We start from the raw sequence: 16,842 nt of genomic DNA on the forward strand, positions 1-16,842 counted from the left end.
TGGATCTGCGTCGCTTACTCTGCACCAGTTGCAGCAGCCACCGCAGTATTCTTGATCTACCCAATTGGACAAGGTTCGTTCTCTGACGGTATGCCCTTGGGTATCTCCGGTACATTCAACTTCATGATCGTGTTCCAAGCCGAGCACAACATCCTGATGCACCCGTTCCACATGTTGGGAGTTGCTGGTGTCTTCGGTGGTTCTTTGTTCTCCGCCATGCACGGTTCCTTGGTAACATCTTCCTTGGTTCGTGAAACAACCGAAACCGAATCGCAAAACTACGGTTACAAATTCGGTCAAGAAGAAGAAACCTACAACATCGTTGCAGCCCACGGCTACTTCGGTCGTTTGATTTTCCAATACGCTTCTTTCAACAACAGCCGTTCTTTGCACTTCTTGTTAGGTGCATGGCCAGTAGTCGGCATCTGGTTTACCGCTTTGGGTATCTCCACGATGGCTTTCAACTTGAACGGTTTCAACTTCAACCAATCGATTATCGACTCTCAAGGTCGTGTCATCAATACTTGGGCTGATGTCATCAACCGCGCTAACTTGGGTATGGAAGTAATGCACGAGCGCAACGCTCACAACTTCCCGCTTGATTTGGCTGCTAGTGAAGTCACTCCCGTAGCTTTGGTTGCTCCTTCTATCAATGGCTAAGTTTTAGTTTTTGATTAACAAAAAGCGCTCCTAGAAATAGGGGCGCTTTTTGTTTGGGGAAAAATATTTTTACTGCGTTATATCGAGTCCCTCGCTTCTGGTAATTCCTGTTAGGCTGGATTGAGATCGGCTTCTGCTTGGAGACTCACTCATGATAAATTCAAGTTTCTTTAAACATCACAATACATTCATAATTTTCTAAATCGAGAAATCGGTCAACTTGCAAAGTTCCTATTTGTTCAAATCCCTGTTTTTGGTGAAACATTAGGGAACGAGTATTAGCTATTGGCTGGGAAACAATAAACAGCGAAATAAATGAATTTGGAAAAACTTGATAAATTTCTTTATACATAAATTGAGCAACACCTCTACCCATCCAATTTAACTTGGTTGCTACTCTTTCGAGATAAAAATGCCGATCGCTGGTGACTCTTTTCTTAAAAAAATCATCTTTCCAGATAATTTTATCCAAGATTTCATCAGATATTTTGGGTTGTGATATAGCCACAAATCCCAGAGTTTCCCCATCGGTTTTAGCGGCAACAAAATATCTGCATGAATTATTTAAGCTTTGGACAATCTCATCTTCAGTAATTTGTGTTAGCAAAAAGCCGCGATCGATCGACGTATTTTGACCGCGCGCATGAGAATTGTGAATATTGACGATCGCCTGTATGTCCTCTCGATCGGTTTCTCTAAAAGTTAGATATTCCATTGCATAGTGTGTAGGAACGCTGTCATACATTTGCGATTTTAACGCTCAGGTTTATCTATTCTAACAGCTAGATATAGATCGCATACCAGATTTAGTTTTGTAAATATTTTAGGGGCGATCGCCTTCGGACAATATCATGACTGTAGGTATCTCTGCACTTGTGGGCGATCGCAAATAACTTCCAGGTAGCGTGGCAACTGCTACAATGTTTCTCAACAAATCGAAGAACTCAAGGCCATAACCTGTTTCTAGTCCCTCGACGAGTGCTATTGATTTACCAGTCCTCGCAGTTCCTTAATGTCGATGTGGATTCCTTGACGTTTCAGATATTGGCTCAAGTTAATCTGGATGAATAAATCTTTGAGTTCTTCAGCAATCTCTGCCGGGGGATTGCCAGATAACGCAGTTGCAATTAGACGTTCTGCCATTCGTAATTCGCCACATTCAATCGCTAAAGATGCTGCGCTGCGGTGAAGCACAGAACGAGTGGGTTCAGCATCAAGGGCGCTAGCGATTAAGGCTGCGGCCTGAGTTTCTTGTTCAAAGGCTTGGCGCGTCAATTGTGCAGCCAACTCCAACGCACCTCTTAAGCGGGCGACTGCCGCTGCTTCGGCTAAATCCATTGCTTGTTTGTGGAGCGATTGAATCTGGCTCATTGGAGTACGGTTCCTTCAGGATTTTGCTTGGCACTAATAATAGAAATCGGTCGGCCCAAGTCTACTACAATGATATACGCTGGCAAGCCTTGTGCGTCTGAGGCGCGGGTTTGTTCAGTTTTCAGCTTGACTCTAGTATTGATTTGACTTTGATTGCCTTTGCGAATTCCAGAAACCTCTAGCCGATCCATTCGCTCAAATGGTAGTGTGGTAGCTGAATTTTGACTTCCTAACCAATAGTCAAATCCAGTTCCTTTGCGAGAGCGTTCAATGACTGTGAGATTTGTTAATTGCAGAATTAACAATAGTCCGGACACTTTTTATATGGCCCAATGGCTTATTCCATAGGACTTTGAGGCGAGCGTGGATAATTAAATCAATGTCACCTCTACCCCAGACGCGGCATTTAATTCGACTTTTTTATGATGCTTGCCCTGTAAGACTTGTAGTATCGTTCCAAAAACTGTCCGGAGTATTGAATTAACAGGAATGCAATTCCATAAGCAGCCTGCTCGGTAGTATATTCTTCGTCATTCCAACATCGTCGGGTTTGATCGGTGACTGGCTGCCAATCTAACTTGAATGTGGCAGAAAATTCTCCCTCAACTTTAAGTGTTACTCCTGGTTGGTGAGCTTCATCGGTTAGACAAATCGCACCTGCTTCTGCGATCGCGGCTCCAAAGGCAGGTGTAATCGCAGGGAGTCCCTGGCTAAGGCTTTGTAAGTTTAAGATTTGAATCTGGCTCAAAGCGACGTTGCTCTATGGAAAGTAGATGTTCAATTTTACTCTCAGTTGGGACAATTTGAGTCGATCGCCACTATTTTTAGACGATCGCCTTCCTCGACTTGGGGTCATCATCGCGATTGTACTATTTCCTCTACTTACGCAGCAAAACTATTAACCAGTCTAACTGTAGGTCTGTCTGCACTTGTGGGCGATCGCAAATAACTTCCAGGTAGTGTCGCAACCGCTACAGTGTTTCCCAACAGATCGAAAAACTCAATGCTATAACCTGTTTCTAGTCCTTCAACGTGATGCTGTTCTACAACTGTACCGATATCGCCGGCATAAAGTCCTTCTTCTGGAAGGTTGCACAGCAAGATGACATCTGAATAAAGTTGATAGTTCATAATTCTTCTGATTCGGGAAACTGTTGCTCGTATTGGGCTAGAATTTCTCGAACTGTTTCGGCCGCGATGTCTGATAGGTCTGATTTAGAATAGATAGTCACCAAAACGATCGAATCGCTAGTTTTGAGGTAATAAATAGCACGGTAGCCCGCGCTTTTGCCTTTTTGAATGTCGCTGTTCTTAATTCTAACTTTGAAAATTTCGTACTCCATTCCCGGAATGCGATCGCCCGGAAGTTCCCCCGCTTGAAGTTGTTCGATTACAGGCTGAATGTCGTTGCGAATGTTGCGATAGCGTTTGCCTAAAGTTCGCAAGTCTCTTTGAAATCGGGGGGTGAGTTCAATTTGGATCACTTGTGGATCAATTGTCATCGATGCCATCCCACAGTTGAGACAAGGGGAGAGTTTGTCCGGTAATTGCCTCATGGAAGCCTTGCTGAATCCCTTCGATGACAGTTTCAGTGGGGTCATCATCGGGATCGATATCAGTGTCTTCGGGTACTAAAACAATAATCCGAACGTGGCTGTGGCTGGCAAGAGCAAGGGGTCGATCGATACAAAGCATCCCTCGATCGTCAATTTTTCCGGTGGTTTCAATCGCTTTCATAGTGTGCCTTCTTTCTGTAGTTCATGTGGTTAATTTAATCTAATGCTTGCGGTAATAATGATTGTAGCCGCTCGACCTTATTTCAAAGGGCAATCACTGATTCACTAATGTTATGTTGCAGTAGGTTGAGCTATCCGAATAGCTGCTGTTTTTTGTGCTTGATTGTAAGGATTGTCTACGTAATAAACCTCTACTTTCTGTTGTGCTTCTAGTTCTTTAACTAGCCTATAGGTGGATGGTACGCTGTAACTCTTACCAGAAAGATGTATTGTTACGAATCTGGAGAGACTGACAAATGCGTTAGGTCGATTCGAGTAATATCCCTCTTGCTCTCTTAACTCTGTGAGAAGTTCACCTTCTGTGATCTCTGTAAAACTTTCTTGAGTAGGGAAACTTTCTTGTATAGCTTCCACCTCTTCTGGACGCAACGTTACCTCATCAACGCTCTTGATTGCCGTATCGATAATCTCAAGTAGTTCCTTAGCTAACTGTTTACCTTTCTCAAGATCGCTATTTGTAAATAAGTTATTGTGTGCTACTTTATGTCTAATTTTTTCAAGTTCCTCCCACTTCTGTTGAAAATTTTTATTCTTGAAAGAGTCTTTAAAAAATCTTTGATAATTGGTTTGGATTTCCTGCTTTAGTTTTCTAATTGCTTCGGGGGTTTCTTCAATCTCAGAGATTTTGGAAATTATGTCTTCTTTACTTGTGAACCCTGTTGAATGAAAGTATATAAGTTTTCCTACATCACTAAAATCAATCAGATAAATCTTGTTATCAATATACTCTGCAAATTCTTTTTCGTTGTTTTTTCTGTCTTTAACCTTCTGTTTGAGATCGTTGGTAGCTGTGTCATCCCACCACTTAGGACTCATTCGTGTCGTCATGAATTTAACAATGTACGCTCGAAGAAGATTTTCAACTTTATATATCAGTGGATAAATTTCACAGGCAATCTGTTCGGAAACTTGATCTATTAAGACATATAGGTGGTTAAATTTTTGTTGCTGTAGAAACTCTACAATTAGCTTCCGTTTTGGCTCCAACCAATCAGAGTTTCCAGTTACCGTCACTAAAAATGCCTGACTGGGTTCTGCATACTTACTGAATTCTTCATCAATTCCTGTGTTAGCTTTGACTCCCTTGACTTCAAGAGTATTAGTGTTCTCAGTTATTCGCAAGTTTGTCTCGTCAAATGACGGCGTTTTCCATAATAAACTCTTCGAGCGAAGTGAATAGAGAAGCTCACACTCTGATAAAATGCTAGATTGTTCAGGTCTATTGAGCGCTAGAATCTCGAACTTTAGGTTGTTATCCATAAGATATATTATGTGGGATATGCTTGAGTTAAGTTACTGAAATCTATCTGCAACTAGCTTACTGATAATGGTCTAGTATCTACTGATTGCCCTTCCTTTTCTCTGCGGGCGAACAAGAGGCTTGCGCCCCTTGTTTTATTAGTAGCATTCTACCACAGAACCCTAAGTGCCACCAATCAGAGCGACATCGCGAGTAATCAGTAAGGTACATCAGGCAAAAACCTGAAAATACCCCCTAAAATCTTGATGTCTAACGCACCCTACATAGCCTTTAAGCATTGTCAGCGATCGCGTGGATTCGTTGAGTCGCATAGTCTCTGTGACCATTGAGGTGGGTGATCGCCTCCCCGCGATTGTACAACGTACCAAATAGGTCGAAAATTCCAAAACCTTGATGTTTGATTTGATATGAAATCGGTTGCCCGGTCGTTACTAAACGCGCCCAATGCTCGCAATTCCAGCCTTGAACACCATAGTTCCATTGCTCGTGAAACGCCGGGACAGAAGCAATTAAATTGGTCAGAATTGCCGATCGATCGAGATAGGGAACTTTCAGGGCATCATGAAAATTATCCCCTAGCTTCTCGATCGCCAAGCGTCCTCGATCTGATGGACTGCCCGATCGCTCCGGCCCCCAACCGATCGCAGACGCATCCGATAGAGCAACGCTGTAATGCCAATGCAAAACGCTATCAAACCGTTGCACTAGGCGACCACATCGACTCGATCGCGGTTGCCAACTTTTAAGAATTTCTTCAATGAGCGCATTATCAGTATTACTGATATTTTGTAACATTGGTAGTTTGTAGTTAATAATTGGTAATCTATCGCTCGTGAGGAATAGGTAATTGCTGATTGATAACAGCCATTACCCATTCCTCATGCTAAACCCTAGCTGCCGCCAATCCGGGCGACATCGCGAGCGTTTTCTTCAAACGCAGCCGTCAGCGCATCATCACCGCTCAAACCCGATGCGATCGCCCTTTCAATAGCCTGCAACACCCGCTTATAATCCCTTGGCATCACCTTCACAAACACCGGCACCATCTCATCCCACGCAGCCAGAACCTTCGATGCCTTCGCACTTCCAGTCAAATCAAAGTGAGTCTGAATTAACTGCCGCAAATCGCTAATTTCCTCAACATCCTCCAGTTTTTCCAAATCCACCATCGACATATTGCAGCGAGTAGCAAAATCCCCCGCCTCATCCAAAATGTAAGCAACACCGCCACTCATACCCGCTGCAAAATTGCGCCCGGTTTCACCCAAAACTACAACTTTGCCGCCAGTCATGTACTCGCAACCGTGATCGCCCACACCTTCAACTACCGCATTCACGCCGGAGTTACGCACCCCAAAACGTTCGCCCGCCATCCCTCGGATGAAAACCTCGCCGGCTGTCGCGCCGTAAAGCACTACGTTACCGACAATCACGTTTTCTTCCGCGACAAAGGTAGAAGCTGGCGACGGATACAAGATAATCTTGCCGCCGCTGAGCCCCTTGCCCAAATAGTCGTTAGCTTCGCCTTCGAGTTCCAGGGTGACTCCCTTGGGTACGAATGCGCCAAAGCTTTGCCCAGCGCTGCCTTGGAAGTGCAGGTGCACCGTGTCATCGGGCAAACCTTCCCAGTGGCGTTTGGTGATTTCGTTGCCTAGAATTGTGCCGACAACGCGGTTGACATTGGTAATCGGCAGTTTGGCGTGGACTTTTTCGCCATTTTCGATCGCACCTTTGCACAAATCCAGCAGTACACTCATGTCGATCGACTTTTCCAAACCGTGATCCTGCGCCATCTGACAATAGCGCCCGACATCCGCGCCAACTTCCGGCTGATAAAGGATTTTCGAGAAATCCAAACCCTTAGCCTTCCAGTGTTCCACCGCTTGCTGAGGTTCCAAAACATCAGTGCGGCCAACCATTTCATTCAGCGTGCGGAAGCCCAACTGCGCCATAATTTCCCGGACTTCCTGCGCGACGAAAGTCATAAAGTTTACCGTGTGATCGGGGTCGCCGGTAAAGTTTTTCCGCAGCAGCGGGTCTTGGGTCGCCACGCCCACCGGGCAAGTGTTCTGGTGGCAAACGCGCATCATGATGCAGCCCAATGTCACCAGCGGCGCGGTCGCAAAACCGAATTCCTCAGCGCCAAGGAGTGCAGCAATTACTACATCGCGACCGGTTTTCATTTGACCGTCAGTTTCCACGACAATCCGGCTGCGGAGATTGTTGAGTACCAAAGTTTGGTGAGTTTCCGCCAGTCCCAATTCCCAAGGTAATCCCGCGTGTTTGATCGAAGTTTGTGGCGAAGCGCCGGTTCCGCCGTCGTAGCCGGAAATCAAGACGACATCGGCGTGGGCTTTCGCAACCCCGGCCGCGATCGTCCCGACTCCAACTTCCGACACGAGTTTCACGCTAATCCGCGCTTCCCGGTTGGAATTTTTCAAGTCGTGAATCAATTCGGCCAAATCTTCGATCGAATAAATGTCGTGGTGAGGAGGAGGCGAAATCAAACCCACACCCGGAGTCGAGTTCCGTACTTTCGCAATCCACGGGTATACTTTTTTACCGGGCAACTGTCCGCCTTCACCGGGTTTCGCGCCTTGCGCCATCTTGATTTGCAGTTCCCGCGCTTGGGAAAGGTACAAGCTGGTAACGCCGAAACGCCCGGAAGCAACTTGTTTGATCGCGCTGTTTTTCGAGTCGCCGCGATCGTTCGTCCAAGTGTAGCGATCGGGATCTTCGCCACCTTCACCAGTGTTCGATTTGCCACCCATGCGGTTCATCGCTACTGCTAGCGATTCGTGGGCTTCTTTAGAAATCGAACCGTAACTCATCGCCCCAGTTTTAAAGCGTTTGAGAATAGATTCGATCGGCTCAACTTCCTCAATGGGTATCGATTCCCGCTGCTTGAATTGCAACAAACCGCGCAAGGTAAAATGCTGCTGGTTTTGTTCATTAACCAGCCCAGAATACTGTTTGAAAAGCGTATAACTGCCCTCGCGCACTGACTTTTGCAGCGCGTGAATTGTCTGCGGGCTAAACAAATGCGCTTCGCCTTCTTTCCGCCACTGATATTCGCCGCCGACATCGAGAGTATGTCCGCTGGCTGGGCGATCGGGGAAAGCGTGGGTATGGCGCAAAATTGCTTCTTGGGCGATGACTTCGAGGTCTACGCCTTCAATCCGCGAGGCTGTCCAAGCAAAGTATTTATCGACTACGGATTTGTTTAAGCCGATCGCCTCAAAAATCTGCGCGCCGCGATAACTTTGAATTGTCGAAATCCCAATTTTCGAGGCAACTTTCGTCACCCCTTTAGTTGCGGCTTTGATGTAGTTTTTGCAAGCTGTTTTGTACTCGACATTTAGCAGCAATCCTTCGCGGATCGAATCGGCGATCGTCTCAAAGGCCAAATACGGATTAATCGCGCCGCAACCATATCCAATAAGTGTCGCAAAGTGATGCACTTCGCGCGGTTCGCCGGATTCGAGCACGAGTCCCGCCCGCGTGCGCGTACCTTTACGGATCAAGTGGTGGTGCAGGCCCGCAACTGCCAGCAGCGCTGGAATTGGGGCTTTGTCTGGACTGATACCCCGATCGCTCAAAATGAGGATATTCACCCCGGAGGCGATCGCGCTGTCTGCTGCTGCAAAAACCTCTTCTAAGGCTTGTTCTAGACCTTTCACCCCGCTTTTGGGGTCAAACAAAATCGGCACGGTCAGCGACTTGAAATTGCCCTCATTTACGTGTTTGAGCTTAGCTAATTCTTCATTGCTGAGAATTGGCGTTTTCAGTTCGATTAAATGGCAGCTTTCCGGTTCCGGTTTGAGCAAATTGCGTTCAGCGCCGATCGTAGTTTCGGCAGAAGTTACAATTTCTTCGCGGATAGAATCGATCGGCGGATTGGTAACTTGAGCAAACAACTGCTGGAAGTATTCGTAAAGCAGTTTTGGGCGGTTGGAAAGCACGGCCAGGGGCGTATCCGCACCCATTGCGCCGACAGCTTCCACGCCATCTTTCGCCATCGGCGCTAACAGCAACCGCAGTTCTTCAAAGGTGTAGCCAAAGGCCATTTGCCGCTGCAATAATGTTTCGGGGTCGGATTCTGCCACTTCCGGCGCATCTTTGAGTTTGGCGATTTCGACCATGTGCTGGTCGATCCACTGGCGGTACGGGTGTTCTGTGGCGATTTTGGTCTTAATTTCCTCGTCAGACACGATGCGGCCTTCCTCGGTATTTACCAGGAACATCCGCCCCGGTTGCAAGCGACCTTTTGATACAATTCGTTCTGGGGCGATCGGCAAAACTCCCGCTTCCGATGCCATAATTACCAAGTCGTCTTTGGTAACGCAGTAGCGGGAAGGGCGCAAACCGTTGCGATCGAGCACGGCCCCGATCGAAGTACCATCAGTAAAGGCGATCGAAGCTGGGCCGTCCCAAGGTTCCATCAAGCAAGAATGGTATTCGTAGAAAGCCTTTTTCTCGTCACTCATGGACTCGTGGGCTGTCCAAGGTTCGGGAATCATCATCATTACAGCGTGCGGCAAAGAACGCCCCGCCAAAGTCAGCAATTCCAAAGCATTGTCAAAAATCGTCGAGTCGCTGCCTTCGATATTGATTAAATTGGGGATTTTCTTTAAGTCATCGCCAAATAGTTCTGACTCGAACAGCGATTGCCGCGCGTGCATCCAGTTAATGTTGCCGCGCATCGTGTTAATTTCGCCGTTGTGAGCGATGTAGCGGTAAGGGTGCGATCGTTCCCAACTTGGAAAAGTATTCGTGCTGAAGCGCGAGTGAACCAGGGCTAGAGCGCTTTCCATGTCGGGGTCGTGCAGGTCGGGATAGTAATCGCCGACTTGCACGGGCATTAACATACCCTTGTAGACGATCGTCCGACACGAGAGAGTGGAATTGTACCAGTAGGGGTCTGTGTTAGTCCTGCGGATGGCATTGTGAGCCCGTTTGCGGATGACGTACAGTTTCCGCTCGAAAGCCGCCTCGTCAATACCTGCAGCCCGCCGGAGGAACACTTGCTGCATGAAGGGTTCGCTAGATTTGGCGGTGTCGCCGAGGGACGAGTTGTTCGTGGGAACATCGCGCCAACCCAGCACTTCCTGGCCTTCTTCTGCGGCGATTTCCTCAAAAATGCGTTTGCCGTTTTCCCGTTCAGTTCGATTTGGCGACGAGTAAATCGCGCCAACGCCGTACTCGCCGGCTTCGGGAAGTTCGATGTTTAGGGCCGCGGTTACTTTCTTGAGAAACTTGTGGGGCACCTGCATCAAAATCCCCGCCCCGTCTCCGGTGTTGGGTTCGCAGCCGCACGCGCCTCGGTGGTCGAGGTTCAAGAGGATTGTCAGTGCCTGCTCGACAATTTCGTGGGATTTGTTACCCTTCATGTGTACGATGAATCCGACTCCGCAAGCGTCGTGCTCGAACTGCGGATCGTACAGACCTTGCTTTTGTGGCAGTCCGTTGCTGTTCATTTGGATGCTCCTGTCAAAGTGGCGAAAAGATGTTGATCTAGAGTAGATGGTGGGATGCCGATCGCTCTAGTATCATGTATTATATGTGGATCTACTCAATTGGGTAGATGCACCAAAAAATCGAAGCTTATTCGATCGAGCGTAAAAAAATAGTTAAAGCCGATAAATTAACTATGGAACCCGGAGGTTAAAGATTTATGCTTAAAGACTCTTCAATTATATGAATTATTAAACCGCAGAGGCCGCAGAGAGCGCAGAGGAAGAGAAGAGAGATGAGTAATTCCGATACCAACTCACATCTTGCACCCTTGTTAATAAGCTTTTCAAGGGCGGGCAAGATGCCCAGCCGACAAAATTTACTCTCTGTGGAACAGGCATCTTGCCTGTTATTGAGAAAGGAGTTTATAACATTTTTAATGCGACTGTACCCTCAGCGTCTGGGTGACATTCTCCACCAACATTTTGCCTTCTCATCCGCGATGAACCTTTCTGAAAAATTGCAAAAAGTCGAGCAACTCAAAGCCTGGTTGGATAGCTTTCGTCCGCTTTCTCCCACGCTGGTTGCAGAATTGAAAAAACTCTACGATGTTCGGTTTACCTATCATTCTAATGCGATCGAGGGAAACACCTTAACGCAGCGCGAAACCGCATTAGTCTTAGAAACTGGCATCACTGTCGGTGGCAAAACTTTGCGCGAACATCTAGAAGTGATCGGACATCGAGATGCGATCGACTACATTGAAATGCTAACGCGATCGGACACCGCGATCGGGGAATGGGAAATTAAACAAATTCACAACTTAATTATAAGGGCGATCCTCTTCGAGGGCTTCGCTAACGCCCCGGAGGAAGCTGGACGCTATCGGCAGTTAGATGTCAAAGCCGCCGGTACTGAATATCTCTATCCGCCTCATTATTTACTTTCGGGTTTGATGCCGGAATTTATCGAATGGCTCAACAGTGATAAAATCAAATCGTTACATCCGCTAGAGTATGCAGCCGAAGCACATCTTCGCTTTGTGTCGATTCATCCATTTCGGGATGGTAACGGACGGACGGGACGGCTATTGATGAATCTCCTGCTGTTGCGGGCGGGATATCCCATTGTGATTATCTCTAACCAGGTGCGTGCTGCCTACATCGATGCGATCGCAGAAGCACAGCAGCATGGTTCTGGGATTCATCCCCTCCTCGATCTTATTGTAGATGCAGCCCGATACTCGCTGATCGAAACCTTGCAAATCATCGCAACCGCCAGCGATAGCCAAAGTCAAGGGCTGCCTTTCTATCAAGAGATGCTAGGAGTTTTGCAGCAGCAGTCTCAAGAGCTGGATTAGGATTCACCTTTAATCAATATTCAAGAACCAGCGCCCTTTCTATGAAGATTTGATGTAGATTGGGGCGATCGATCTAATAACAGGTGACAACAGCTATGTTGGTTTTGCTATGGTTGTTAAGGCAGGTCGATCGGGCTGAGCACAACTCTTGCAAAACTCTACAGTCGGCTAACCATTCCCCGCAGGTGGGCTTAGATTTTAACTATAGATTAGTTAATCTCAAAAAACAACGTCGTTTACCAAAGGATTCAGCAAGCAATCCTTAAGGAGTGAAAATCATGGTTCAGATTCAAGAAATTTCTCAAGTATCTACCCTGCACACACCTGCAGCACCCAACGGAATAGCCGCTACAGAATTGCGGCCTTGGGGCTCATTTACGACTCTAGAAGAAGGCCCAGGATATAAAATTAAGCGGATCGAAGTTAAGTCTGGACACCGCCTCAGCCTGCAAATGCACCACCACCGCAGCGAACACTGGATTGTGGTTTCAGGTACTGCAAAAGTTACTTGTGGCGAAACTGAACAAGTTCTGTTTACAAATCAGTCTACCTACGTTCCTCAGTGCATTTCTCACCGCCTGGAAAATCCGGGAGTTATCCCTCTGGTTTTAATTGAGGTGCAGAATGGCGAATATCTCGGAGAAGATGATATTATCCGCTTTCAAGACGATTATGCCCGTACAGAAAAGGCTAAGTAACTCAAGTTGCTAAAGATATAGGGGTAAGGTGCGCGGCGCGGCGCACCCTACATTCTCCGGGTAAAGTGCACGCCTAGGCGCACTCTAAATTCTCAAAATTCAACATTACTCCCAAATTACCAATTACCAATTACCAATTACTCATAATGATTCATCTGAGCAAAACAGCAGCAACAGAAGTCACGCGCCTCAAGTCGAAGCATCCAAACCCCAATGCTTTATTTCGTCTGGGCGTGGAATCGAGCGGCTGCTCCGGTTTGTCTTATACAATGGCATTTGACGACGCGCCAGCCCCAGAAGACGCTGTATGCGAGTCGGAGGGAATTTCCGTTGCGATCGACCCCCAGCACTTAAAATATCTCAATGAGCTCACCTTGGATTATTCAGAAGACTTGATGGGCGGAGGTTTCCGATTTCACAATCCCAATGCCGCCCAAAGCTGTAGCTGCGGCAACTCCTTTTCTGCTAAGGAATAACCAACCTGTAGGGTGCGTCAGTTGCAGATAATTCTTCAATTCTAAAATCTAAAATAGATTGACGCACCTGACAAAATAAGCAATAACCAATATTATTTAGAGTGCGTCAGTTGCAGATAATTATAAAATCTAAAATCTAAAATCTAAAATCTAAAATCTAAAATCGTATGATGACACTCAAAGACTTAGAAAAAGTCCAAAAAACCTTCAAAGAAGCCGGTCAAGACTACCAAGTTGAACTAGAAAGCGGGAGAATTATCATTGTGGGCCCGTCAGATATTGTATCTAGCGAAATAGGTGTAATTTTCAGTTGGCTGCTCGCCAATTGGGTTTATCCCCGCCGTTTGGGTCGAGTTTTTGACTCCGCAGGCGGCTTTATTTTACCTGATGCTAACCTTACAGCACCTGATGTTTCTTTTGTCCGCGCCGCACGTCTCAGGCAAAGTCCCCGTTATTTCGGAGAATTAGTCCCAGACTTGGTAGTAGAAATTAAATCACAGAGCGATCGCATTAAACCGCTAGAAAAAAAGATTCAGAATTTCCTAGAACTCGGAGCGCAAGTAGGAATTTTGATCGATCCAGATGAAGAAACTGTAACAGTTTATCGTCAGGAAGGTGAACCGATTGTGTTGGGAAATGAAGATATTTTGACTGTCCCCGAACTTTTCCCTGGTTGGGAATTGCCAATTGCTGAACTGTGGCCGCCAATTTTTACTGAAGCAGAAACTCAAACTGAAGCCTAATAAAGTTTATGCAGATTTTACATAGCCAGAAATGCGAAAAACCTCTCTTCTCTTCCTCTGTGTCCTCTGCGCTCTCTGCGGTTAAATAATTCCTATGCAACCGTAAACGAGATCAGTGCAATGGAAAAGCTTTCAATCAAGCTGGCGTACCGAGAATAATCCACTGCATTAACTGCTCCCACTCTGGAGATTGAGCTAACAAATCTGCATCGAATTCATTTCCCGCATCCTGCGAAAACTCGGCGAAAGCTTCCGCCCAATTAATTACCGTTTCCACAGGCAAATAAGGCGTATAATTCCAAGAACGCTGCAAAAACTCTACCATCTCAACAGAATGACCGGTGCGGTACAAATACCAAGCAATCCAAACTAAGGTACTGTACTTGATTTGCTTTTCCAACAAACGTATTTTATCCGGCAACTCGGGGCGGACAAAAAAATTGTCCATGACTGCCGCGAGGGATCTAGCCTGCGGTAAACCTTTGTACATGGCGCTTTGTTCGTGCTGGCGGTAGCAAACAGTTACTTGCTGCAACCACTCTGTTTCGCATCCCATTAAGGCTAAACGCAGCACTAAATCTGTATCTTCCGCTGGGGGAAATCGAGGATCAAATCCGCCGGCGCGCTCTAACCACTGACGGCGAAATACCATGGCGCTGGGTAATACTGGTTTCCACCGCAGCCACATTTCTAAGTCTAATTTAGGGACATTTTGCCAGGGTTTGACATCTTTTAGCGGTTCGCCTATACTATTAACTAGACGCCAGCCGCTGTGAACTATTCCTAGATTTGGTCGCGCTGCAAATACAGCCATTTGTGCTGCTAATTTGTCGGGGAAAAAGTAGTCGTCAGCATCGAGAAAGGCGATAAATTCTCCTCGCGCTAGCTCGATGCCGTGATTTCTGGCAATCGAAACTCCTCGATTTTGTTGGTAAATGTAGCGAATTTGATGGCCATATTTCTCTAAAACTAATCTAGTGTCATCTTTGGAACCGTCGTCTACGACAATAATTTCCCAGTTAGCATAGGTTTGGTGCAGAACGCTATCTACGGCTTGGCCGACGTAAGCAGCACAGTTGTAAGCCGGAATTACTACGCTCACCTGCGGGGTGCGATCGCTGGTAACATTACTCATAATTAATTATCTTAAATTCGATTGCGTCTTTATTTTACAATAATCGTAGGGTGCGTCAGTTCCTGACGCACCCAGCAAGGGGTTATTGTGTTCATTAATTTTGGTTCAAGAATTTGCCAGGGTAAGTTGTCGTGGATTAAGTATATCTTGGGGGCGAATTGCTGAAGGGTAGCGATCGCCTTTTACCTTCAAATACTTGTCAACTATTTGCAAAACCTGTTCGGGATTGGCTGGCTTCCTCAAAAAATCGGAAGCACCTGTCAATTTCGCTCGCGTGCGGTCAATTATACTGTCTTGACCGGTCAAAAACACGATCGGAGTTTCCCGAAAAGCAGGTGTCTTTCGCAAAAAATTGCACAAAGCAAAGCCACTTGTCTTCGGCATCACCACGTCCATAAAAATTAAAGCAGGCTTTTGTTTGGCGAGGAGGCCCACTCCCTGCATGGGGTCTTGAATTTTTAGGACTCGATACCCCTGGGGCAATAAAATTTGCTCTAAAAATTCGCATACTGCCGGACTGTCATCGATACAGGCAATCAAAGGGCGACCCGGCCCTGCGATCGCCGCGGCAAGACGCCACTGTTCTATAGGCGACGGCAAGTCTGGTACGGTTCGGAAATTTACTAAACCCTGCTTGATGTAATTAACTAAAGCGCGAGTTGCCACTGTCACGCACTGCTTTTTCTTAAATGCAATATCCCAAAGAGTATTCTCGCCGTTGAATACGTTACCCAAAGCGATCAAAGAATTAGAACTAAATCGATTTTGCTGCAACTGGGCCGATGCTTTTAAAAGTGGTGCTTGTTCTGGATCTACCAGCCACAAACCCATTGCTTTCCACTTCTGCCAAATTTCTTCTGTACAACACAGAATTTTCTCTACTTCTGTTAAAGACAGCAGCAAAGAAGAGGTAATGGTAGAAAAATATTTCTGGGACGGACGCCACTCCCGGCGCAAACCCGATTGACCGATCAGAGCAAATAACACTTCCGAAAGGCTGGTGTGGACGATCGCCCTAGCTTGTTCCAGACTCATTTCGCTGGCTGCTATCCCTCGCTGAAGCAGTTGATATTCCCACAGTTCTCCAGCATTGAGGTCTCTGAGATCCACTTGAAAGTTTCGACAGTGTTGCCCGATCGCCCTGTACCAGCGCCTCGATCTGTGCGATCCTCCCGTGGCATAAACCAAACTACCCTGAAAAAAGTAAAGTTGCCACTGTTGTTCCCCTTGCTCTAACACCAGTTTCCCCGTTGCTTGTTTCTGGCTGAGTACAGCCAGAGTATGGGACAACATTTTGTATCCGATTGCGGTAGCAGACATATCAACTCGCATCCCCTGTACTCTGTTTGTACCATTATATAGCTGCTGAGTTTTGAAAGATAACAGTAATATTACTGAATTTGGGTTAAAAAACACCACTAATTGTGCGAATTTCACCCTCTTAGGGAGTGATTCCCCTCGGTAGTTTTAGCCATGAGGATGTAACGCCTATTTGCACTATTAACTAATAACTAAAATACTATTTTTGACTAATAACTAATCGCCCTCGCTATCTGCAGGAGGTACTGGATCGTAACCCCCTGGATGAAAAGGATGACAGCGCAAAATCCGCTTAACTGCCATTGAGCTGCCGCGGGCCGGCCCAAATCTTTCTATTGCTTCGATCGCGTATTGCGAACAAGTTGGCTGAAATCTACAGGCGTTAGGCAGGTAAGGAGAAATGCCCATTTTGTAGCCTCGGATTAATCCGATCAGCAATATTTTCACAATTTTTACCTCAGCGATTGATTAGATTAATAGGTCAATCTCGTCCCGTACCGCTGTAAGCTAGGTGCATAGAGAGCATTCCCAGCGGTTAGAGTTCCGCCAACTTTTCCTGTACCAATTA

17 protein-coding genes and 1 pseudogene are annotated in these 16,842 nt (G+C 46.5%); 5 read left to right on the plus strand and 13 right to left on the minus strand.

Going from position 1 to position 16,842, the window contains the following annotated elements; genetic code table 11:
• A pseudogene (locus QUB24_RS17735) lies at nt 1–660 on the plus strand (photosystem II q(b) protein); the annotation flags it as partial.
• A 160-nt stretch (nt 661–820) separates the two neighbouring features.
• Here the strand turns inward: QUB24_RS17735 and QUB24_RS17740 are convergent.
• From QUB24_RS17740 to gltB, 10 genes are all read right to left on the minus strand, one after another.
• Nucleotides 821–1,405 (minus strand): GNAT family N-acetyltransferase, encoded by a 585-nt coding sequence (locus QUB24_RS17740; protein ID WP_333154502.1) that lies wholly within the window; start codon nt 1,403–1,405, stop codon nt 821–823.
• 236 nt (nt 1,406–1,641) lie between these two features.
• The gene (locus QUB24_RS17745) at nt 1,642–2,031 is read right to left on the minus strand and encodes a hypothetical protein (RefSeq protein ID WP_333154503.1); all 390 of its coding nucleotides are present in this window, start codon (nt 2,029–2,031) and stop codon (nt 1,642–1,644) included.
• Nucleotides 2,028–2,348: a hypothetical protein gene (locus QUB24_RS17750; RefSeq protein WP_333154504.1), complete on the minus strand. Its 321-nt coding sequence runs from the start codon at nt 2,346–2,348 to the stop codon at nt 2,028–2,030. The genes QUB24_RS17745 and QUB24_RS17750 overlap by 4 nt, the downstream gene beginning before the upstream one ends.
• 89 nt (nt 2,349–2,437) lie before the next feature.
• Nucleotides 2,438–2,779 (minus strand): hypothetical protein, encoded by a 342-nt coding sequence (locus QUB24_RS17755; RefSeq protein WP_333154505.1) that lies wholly within the window; start codon nt 2,777–2,779, stop codon nt 2,438–2,440.
• A gap of 134 nt (nt 2,780–2,913) precedes the next feature.
• A complete protein-coding gene (locus QUB24_RS17760; protein ID WP_333146878.1) occupies nt 2,914–3,162 on the minus strand; it encodes a DUF4926 domain-containing protein in 249 nt (82 codons plus the stop codon).
• Nucleotides 3,159–3,533, minus strand: a complete 375-nt coding sequence (locus tag QUB24_RS17765) for a type II toxin-antitoxin system RelE/ParE family toxin (RefSeq protein WP_333154506.1) — start codon at nt 3,531–3,533, stop codon at nt 3,159–3,161. The genes QUB24_RS17760 and QUB24_RS17765 overlap by 4 nt, the downstream gene beginning before the upstream one ends.
• On the minus strand, nt 3,523–3,768 hold the full coding sequence (locus QUB24_RS17770; RefSeq protein WP_333154507.1) for a type II toxin-antitoxin system RelN family antitoxin: 246 nt from the start codon (nt 3,766–3,768) through the stop codon (nt 3,523–3,525). Before QUB24_RS17770 ends, QUB24_RS17765 begins: the two co-directional genes overlap by 11 nt.
• A 110-nt stretch (nt 3,769–3,878) precedes the next feature.
• Complete coding sequence (locus QUB24_RS17775) at nt 3,879–5,087, minus strand: Swt1 family HEPN domain-containing protein (RefSeq protein ID WP_333154508.1); 1,209 nt, start codon at nt 5,085–5,087, stop codon at nt 3,879–3,881.
• Nucleotides 5,088–5,358: 271 nt separating this feature from the next.
• The gene (locus QUB24_RS17780) at nt 5,359–5,883 is read right to left on the minus strand and encodes a hypothetical protein (RefSeq protein ID WP_333154509.1); all 525 of its coding nucleotides are present in this window, start codon (nt 5,881–5,883) and stop codon (nt 5,359–5,361) included.
• Nucleotides 5,884–5,978: 95 nt separating this feature from the next.
• Nucleotides 5,979–10,565 (minus strand): glutamate synthase large subunit, encoded by a 4,587-nt coding sequence (gene gltB, locus QUB24_RS17785; RefSeq protein ID WP_333154510.1) that lies wholly within the window; start codon nt 10,563–10,565, stop codon nt 5,979–5,981.
• A 338-nt stretch (nt 10,566–10,903) separates the two neighbouring features.
• On the opposite strand from gltB, the gene QUB24_RS17790 reads away from it, so the two are divergent.
• The 4 genes from QUB24_RS17790 to QUB24_RS17805 all read left to right on the plus strand — a co-directional run bounded on the left by QUB24_RS17790 (nt 10,904) and on the right by QUB24_RS17805 (nt 13,819).
• A complete protein-coding gene (locus QUB24_RS17790) occupies nt 10,904–11,902 on the plus strand; it encodes a Fic family protein (protein WP_333154511.1) in 999 nt (332 codons plus the stop codon).
• Between the two features lie 278 nt (nt 11,903–12,180).
• Nucleotides 12,181–12,600 carry a cupin domain-containing protein gene (locus QUB24_RS17795; RefSeq protein WP_333154512.1) on the plus strand — a complete coding sequence of 140 codons (420 nt, stop codon included), beginning with the start codon at nt 12,181–12,183 and terminating at the stop codon, nt 12,598–12,600.
• A gap of 146 nt (nt 12,601–12,746) precedes the next feature.
• Nucleotides 12,747–13,076 (plus strand): iron-sulfur cluster assembly accessory protein, encoded by a 330-nt coding sequence (locus QUB24_RS17800; RefSeq protein ID WP_333070615.1) that lies wholly within the window; start codon nt 12,747–12,749, stop codon nt 13,074–13,076.
• Between the two features lie 170 nt (nt 13,077–13,246).
• Nucleotides 13,247–13,819 (plus strand): Uma2 family endonuclease, encoded by a 573-nt coding sequence (locus QUB24_RS17805; RefSeq protein WP_333154570.1) that lies wholly within the window; start codon nt 13,247–13,249, stop codon nt 13,817–13,819.
• A 136-nt stretch (nt 13,820–13,955) separates the two neighbouring features.
• Here the strand turns inward: QUB24_RS17805 and QUB24_RS17810 are convergent, their stop codons facing one another.
• The 3 genes from QUB24_RS17810 to yidD all read right to left on the minus strand — a co-directional run bounded on the left by QUB24_RS17810 (nt 13,956) and on the right by yidD (nt 16,721).
• On the minus strand, nt 13,956–14,954 hold the full coding sequence (locus tag QUB24_RS17810) for a glycosyltransferase (protein WP_333154513.1): 999 nt from the start codon (nt 14,952–14,954) through the stop codon (nt 13,956–13,958).
• 105 nt (nt 14,955–15,059) lie between these two features.
• Entirely contained in the window at nt 15,060–16,274 is a 1,215-nt protein-coding gene (locus QUB24_RS17815; RefSeq protein WP_333154514.1) for a response regulator, read from the minus strand.
• Nucleotides 16,275–16,490: 216 nt separating this feature from the next.
• Nucleotides 16,491–16,721: a membrane protein insertion efficiency factor YidD gene (gene yidD / locus QUB24_RS17820; RefSeq protein WP_333154515.1), complete on the minus strand. Its 231-nt coding sequence runs from the start codon at nt 16,719–16,721 to the stop codon at nt 16,491–16,493.
• Between the last annotated feature and the right edge of the window lie 121 nt (nt 16,722–16,842).

Origin of the sequence: Microcoleus sp. B9-D4, assembly GCF_036705105.1 — a bacterium.
In the GTDB taxonomy this organism is placed as follows: domain Bacteria; phylum Cyanobacteriota; class Cyanobacteriia; order Cyanobacteriales; family Microcoleaceae; genus Microcoleus.

Bases quoted from the DNA above. Each gene is read 5' to 3' on its own strand.
- QUB24_RS17740 (WP_333154502.1), bottom strand. From the start codon at position 1,405: ATGTATGACAGCGTTCCTACACACTATGCAATGGAATATCTAACTTTT.
- QUB24_RS17745 (WP_333154503.1), bottom strand. From the start codon at position 2,031: ATGAGCCAGATTCAATCGCTCCACAAACAAGCAATGGATTTAGCCGAA.
- QUB24_RS17760 (WP_333146878.1), bottom strand. From the start codon at position 3,162: ATGAACTATCAACTTTATTCAGATGTCATCTTGCTGTGCAACCTTCCA.
- QUB24_RS17765 (WP_333154506.1), bottom strand. From the start codon at position 3,533: ATGACAATTGATCCACAAGTGATCCAAATTGAACTCACCCCCCGATTT.
- QUB24_RS17770 (WP_333154507.1), bottom strand. From the start codon at position 3,768: ATGAAAGCGATTGAAACCACCGGAAAAATTGACGATCGAGGGATGCTT.
- QUB24_RS17775 (WP_333154508.1), bottom strand. From the start codon at position 5,087: ATGGATAACAACCTAAAGTTCGAGATTCTAGCGCTCAATAGACCTGAA.
- QUB24_RS17780 (WP_333154509.1), bottom strand. From the start codon at position 5,883: ATGTTACAAAATATCAGTAATACTGATAATGCGCTCATTGAAGAAATT.
- gltB (WP_333154510.1), bottom strand. From the start codon at position 10,565: ATGAACAGCAACGGACTGCCACAAAAGCAAGGTCTGTACGATCCGCAG.
- QUB24_RS17790 (WP_333154511.1), top strand. From the start codon at position 10,904: ATGCCCAGCCGACAAAATTTACTCTCTGTGGAACAGGCATCTTGCCTG.
- QUB24_RS17795 (WP_333154512.1), top strand. From the start codon at position 12,181: ATGGTTCAGATTCAAGAAATTTCTCAAGTATCTACCCTGCACACACCT.
- QUB24_RS17800 (WP_333070615.1), top strand. From the start codon at position 12,747: ATGATTCATCTGAGCAAAACAGCAGCAACAGAAGTCACGCGCCTCAAG.
- QUB24_RS17805 (WP_333154570.1), top strand. From the start codon at position 13,247: ATGACACTCAAAGACTTAGAAAAAGTCCAAAAAACCTTCAAAGAAGCC.
- QUB24_RS17810 (WP_333154513.1), bottom strand. From the start codon at position 14,954: ATGAGTAATGTTACCAGCGATCGCACCCCGCAGGTGAGCGTAGTAATT.
- QUB24_RS17815 (WP_333154514.1), bottom strand. From the start codon at position 16,274: ATGTCTGCTACCGCAATCGGATACAAAATGTTGTCCCATACTCTGGCT.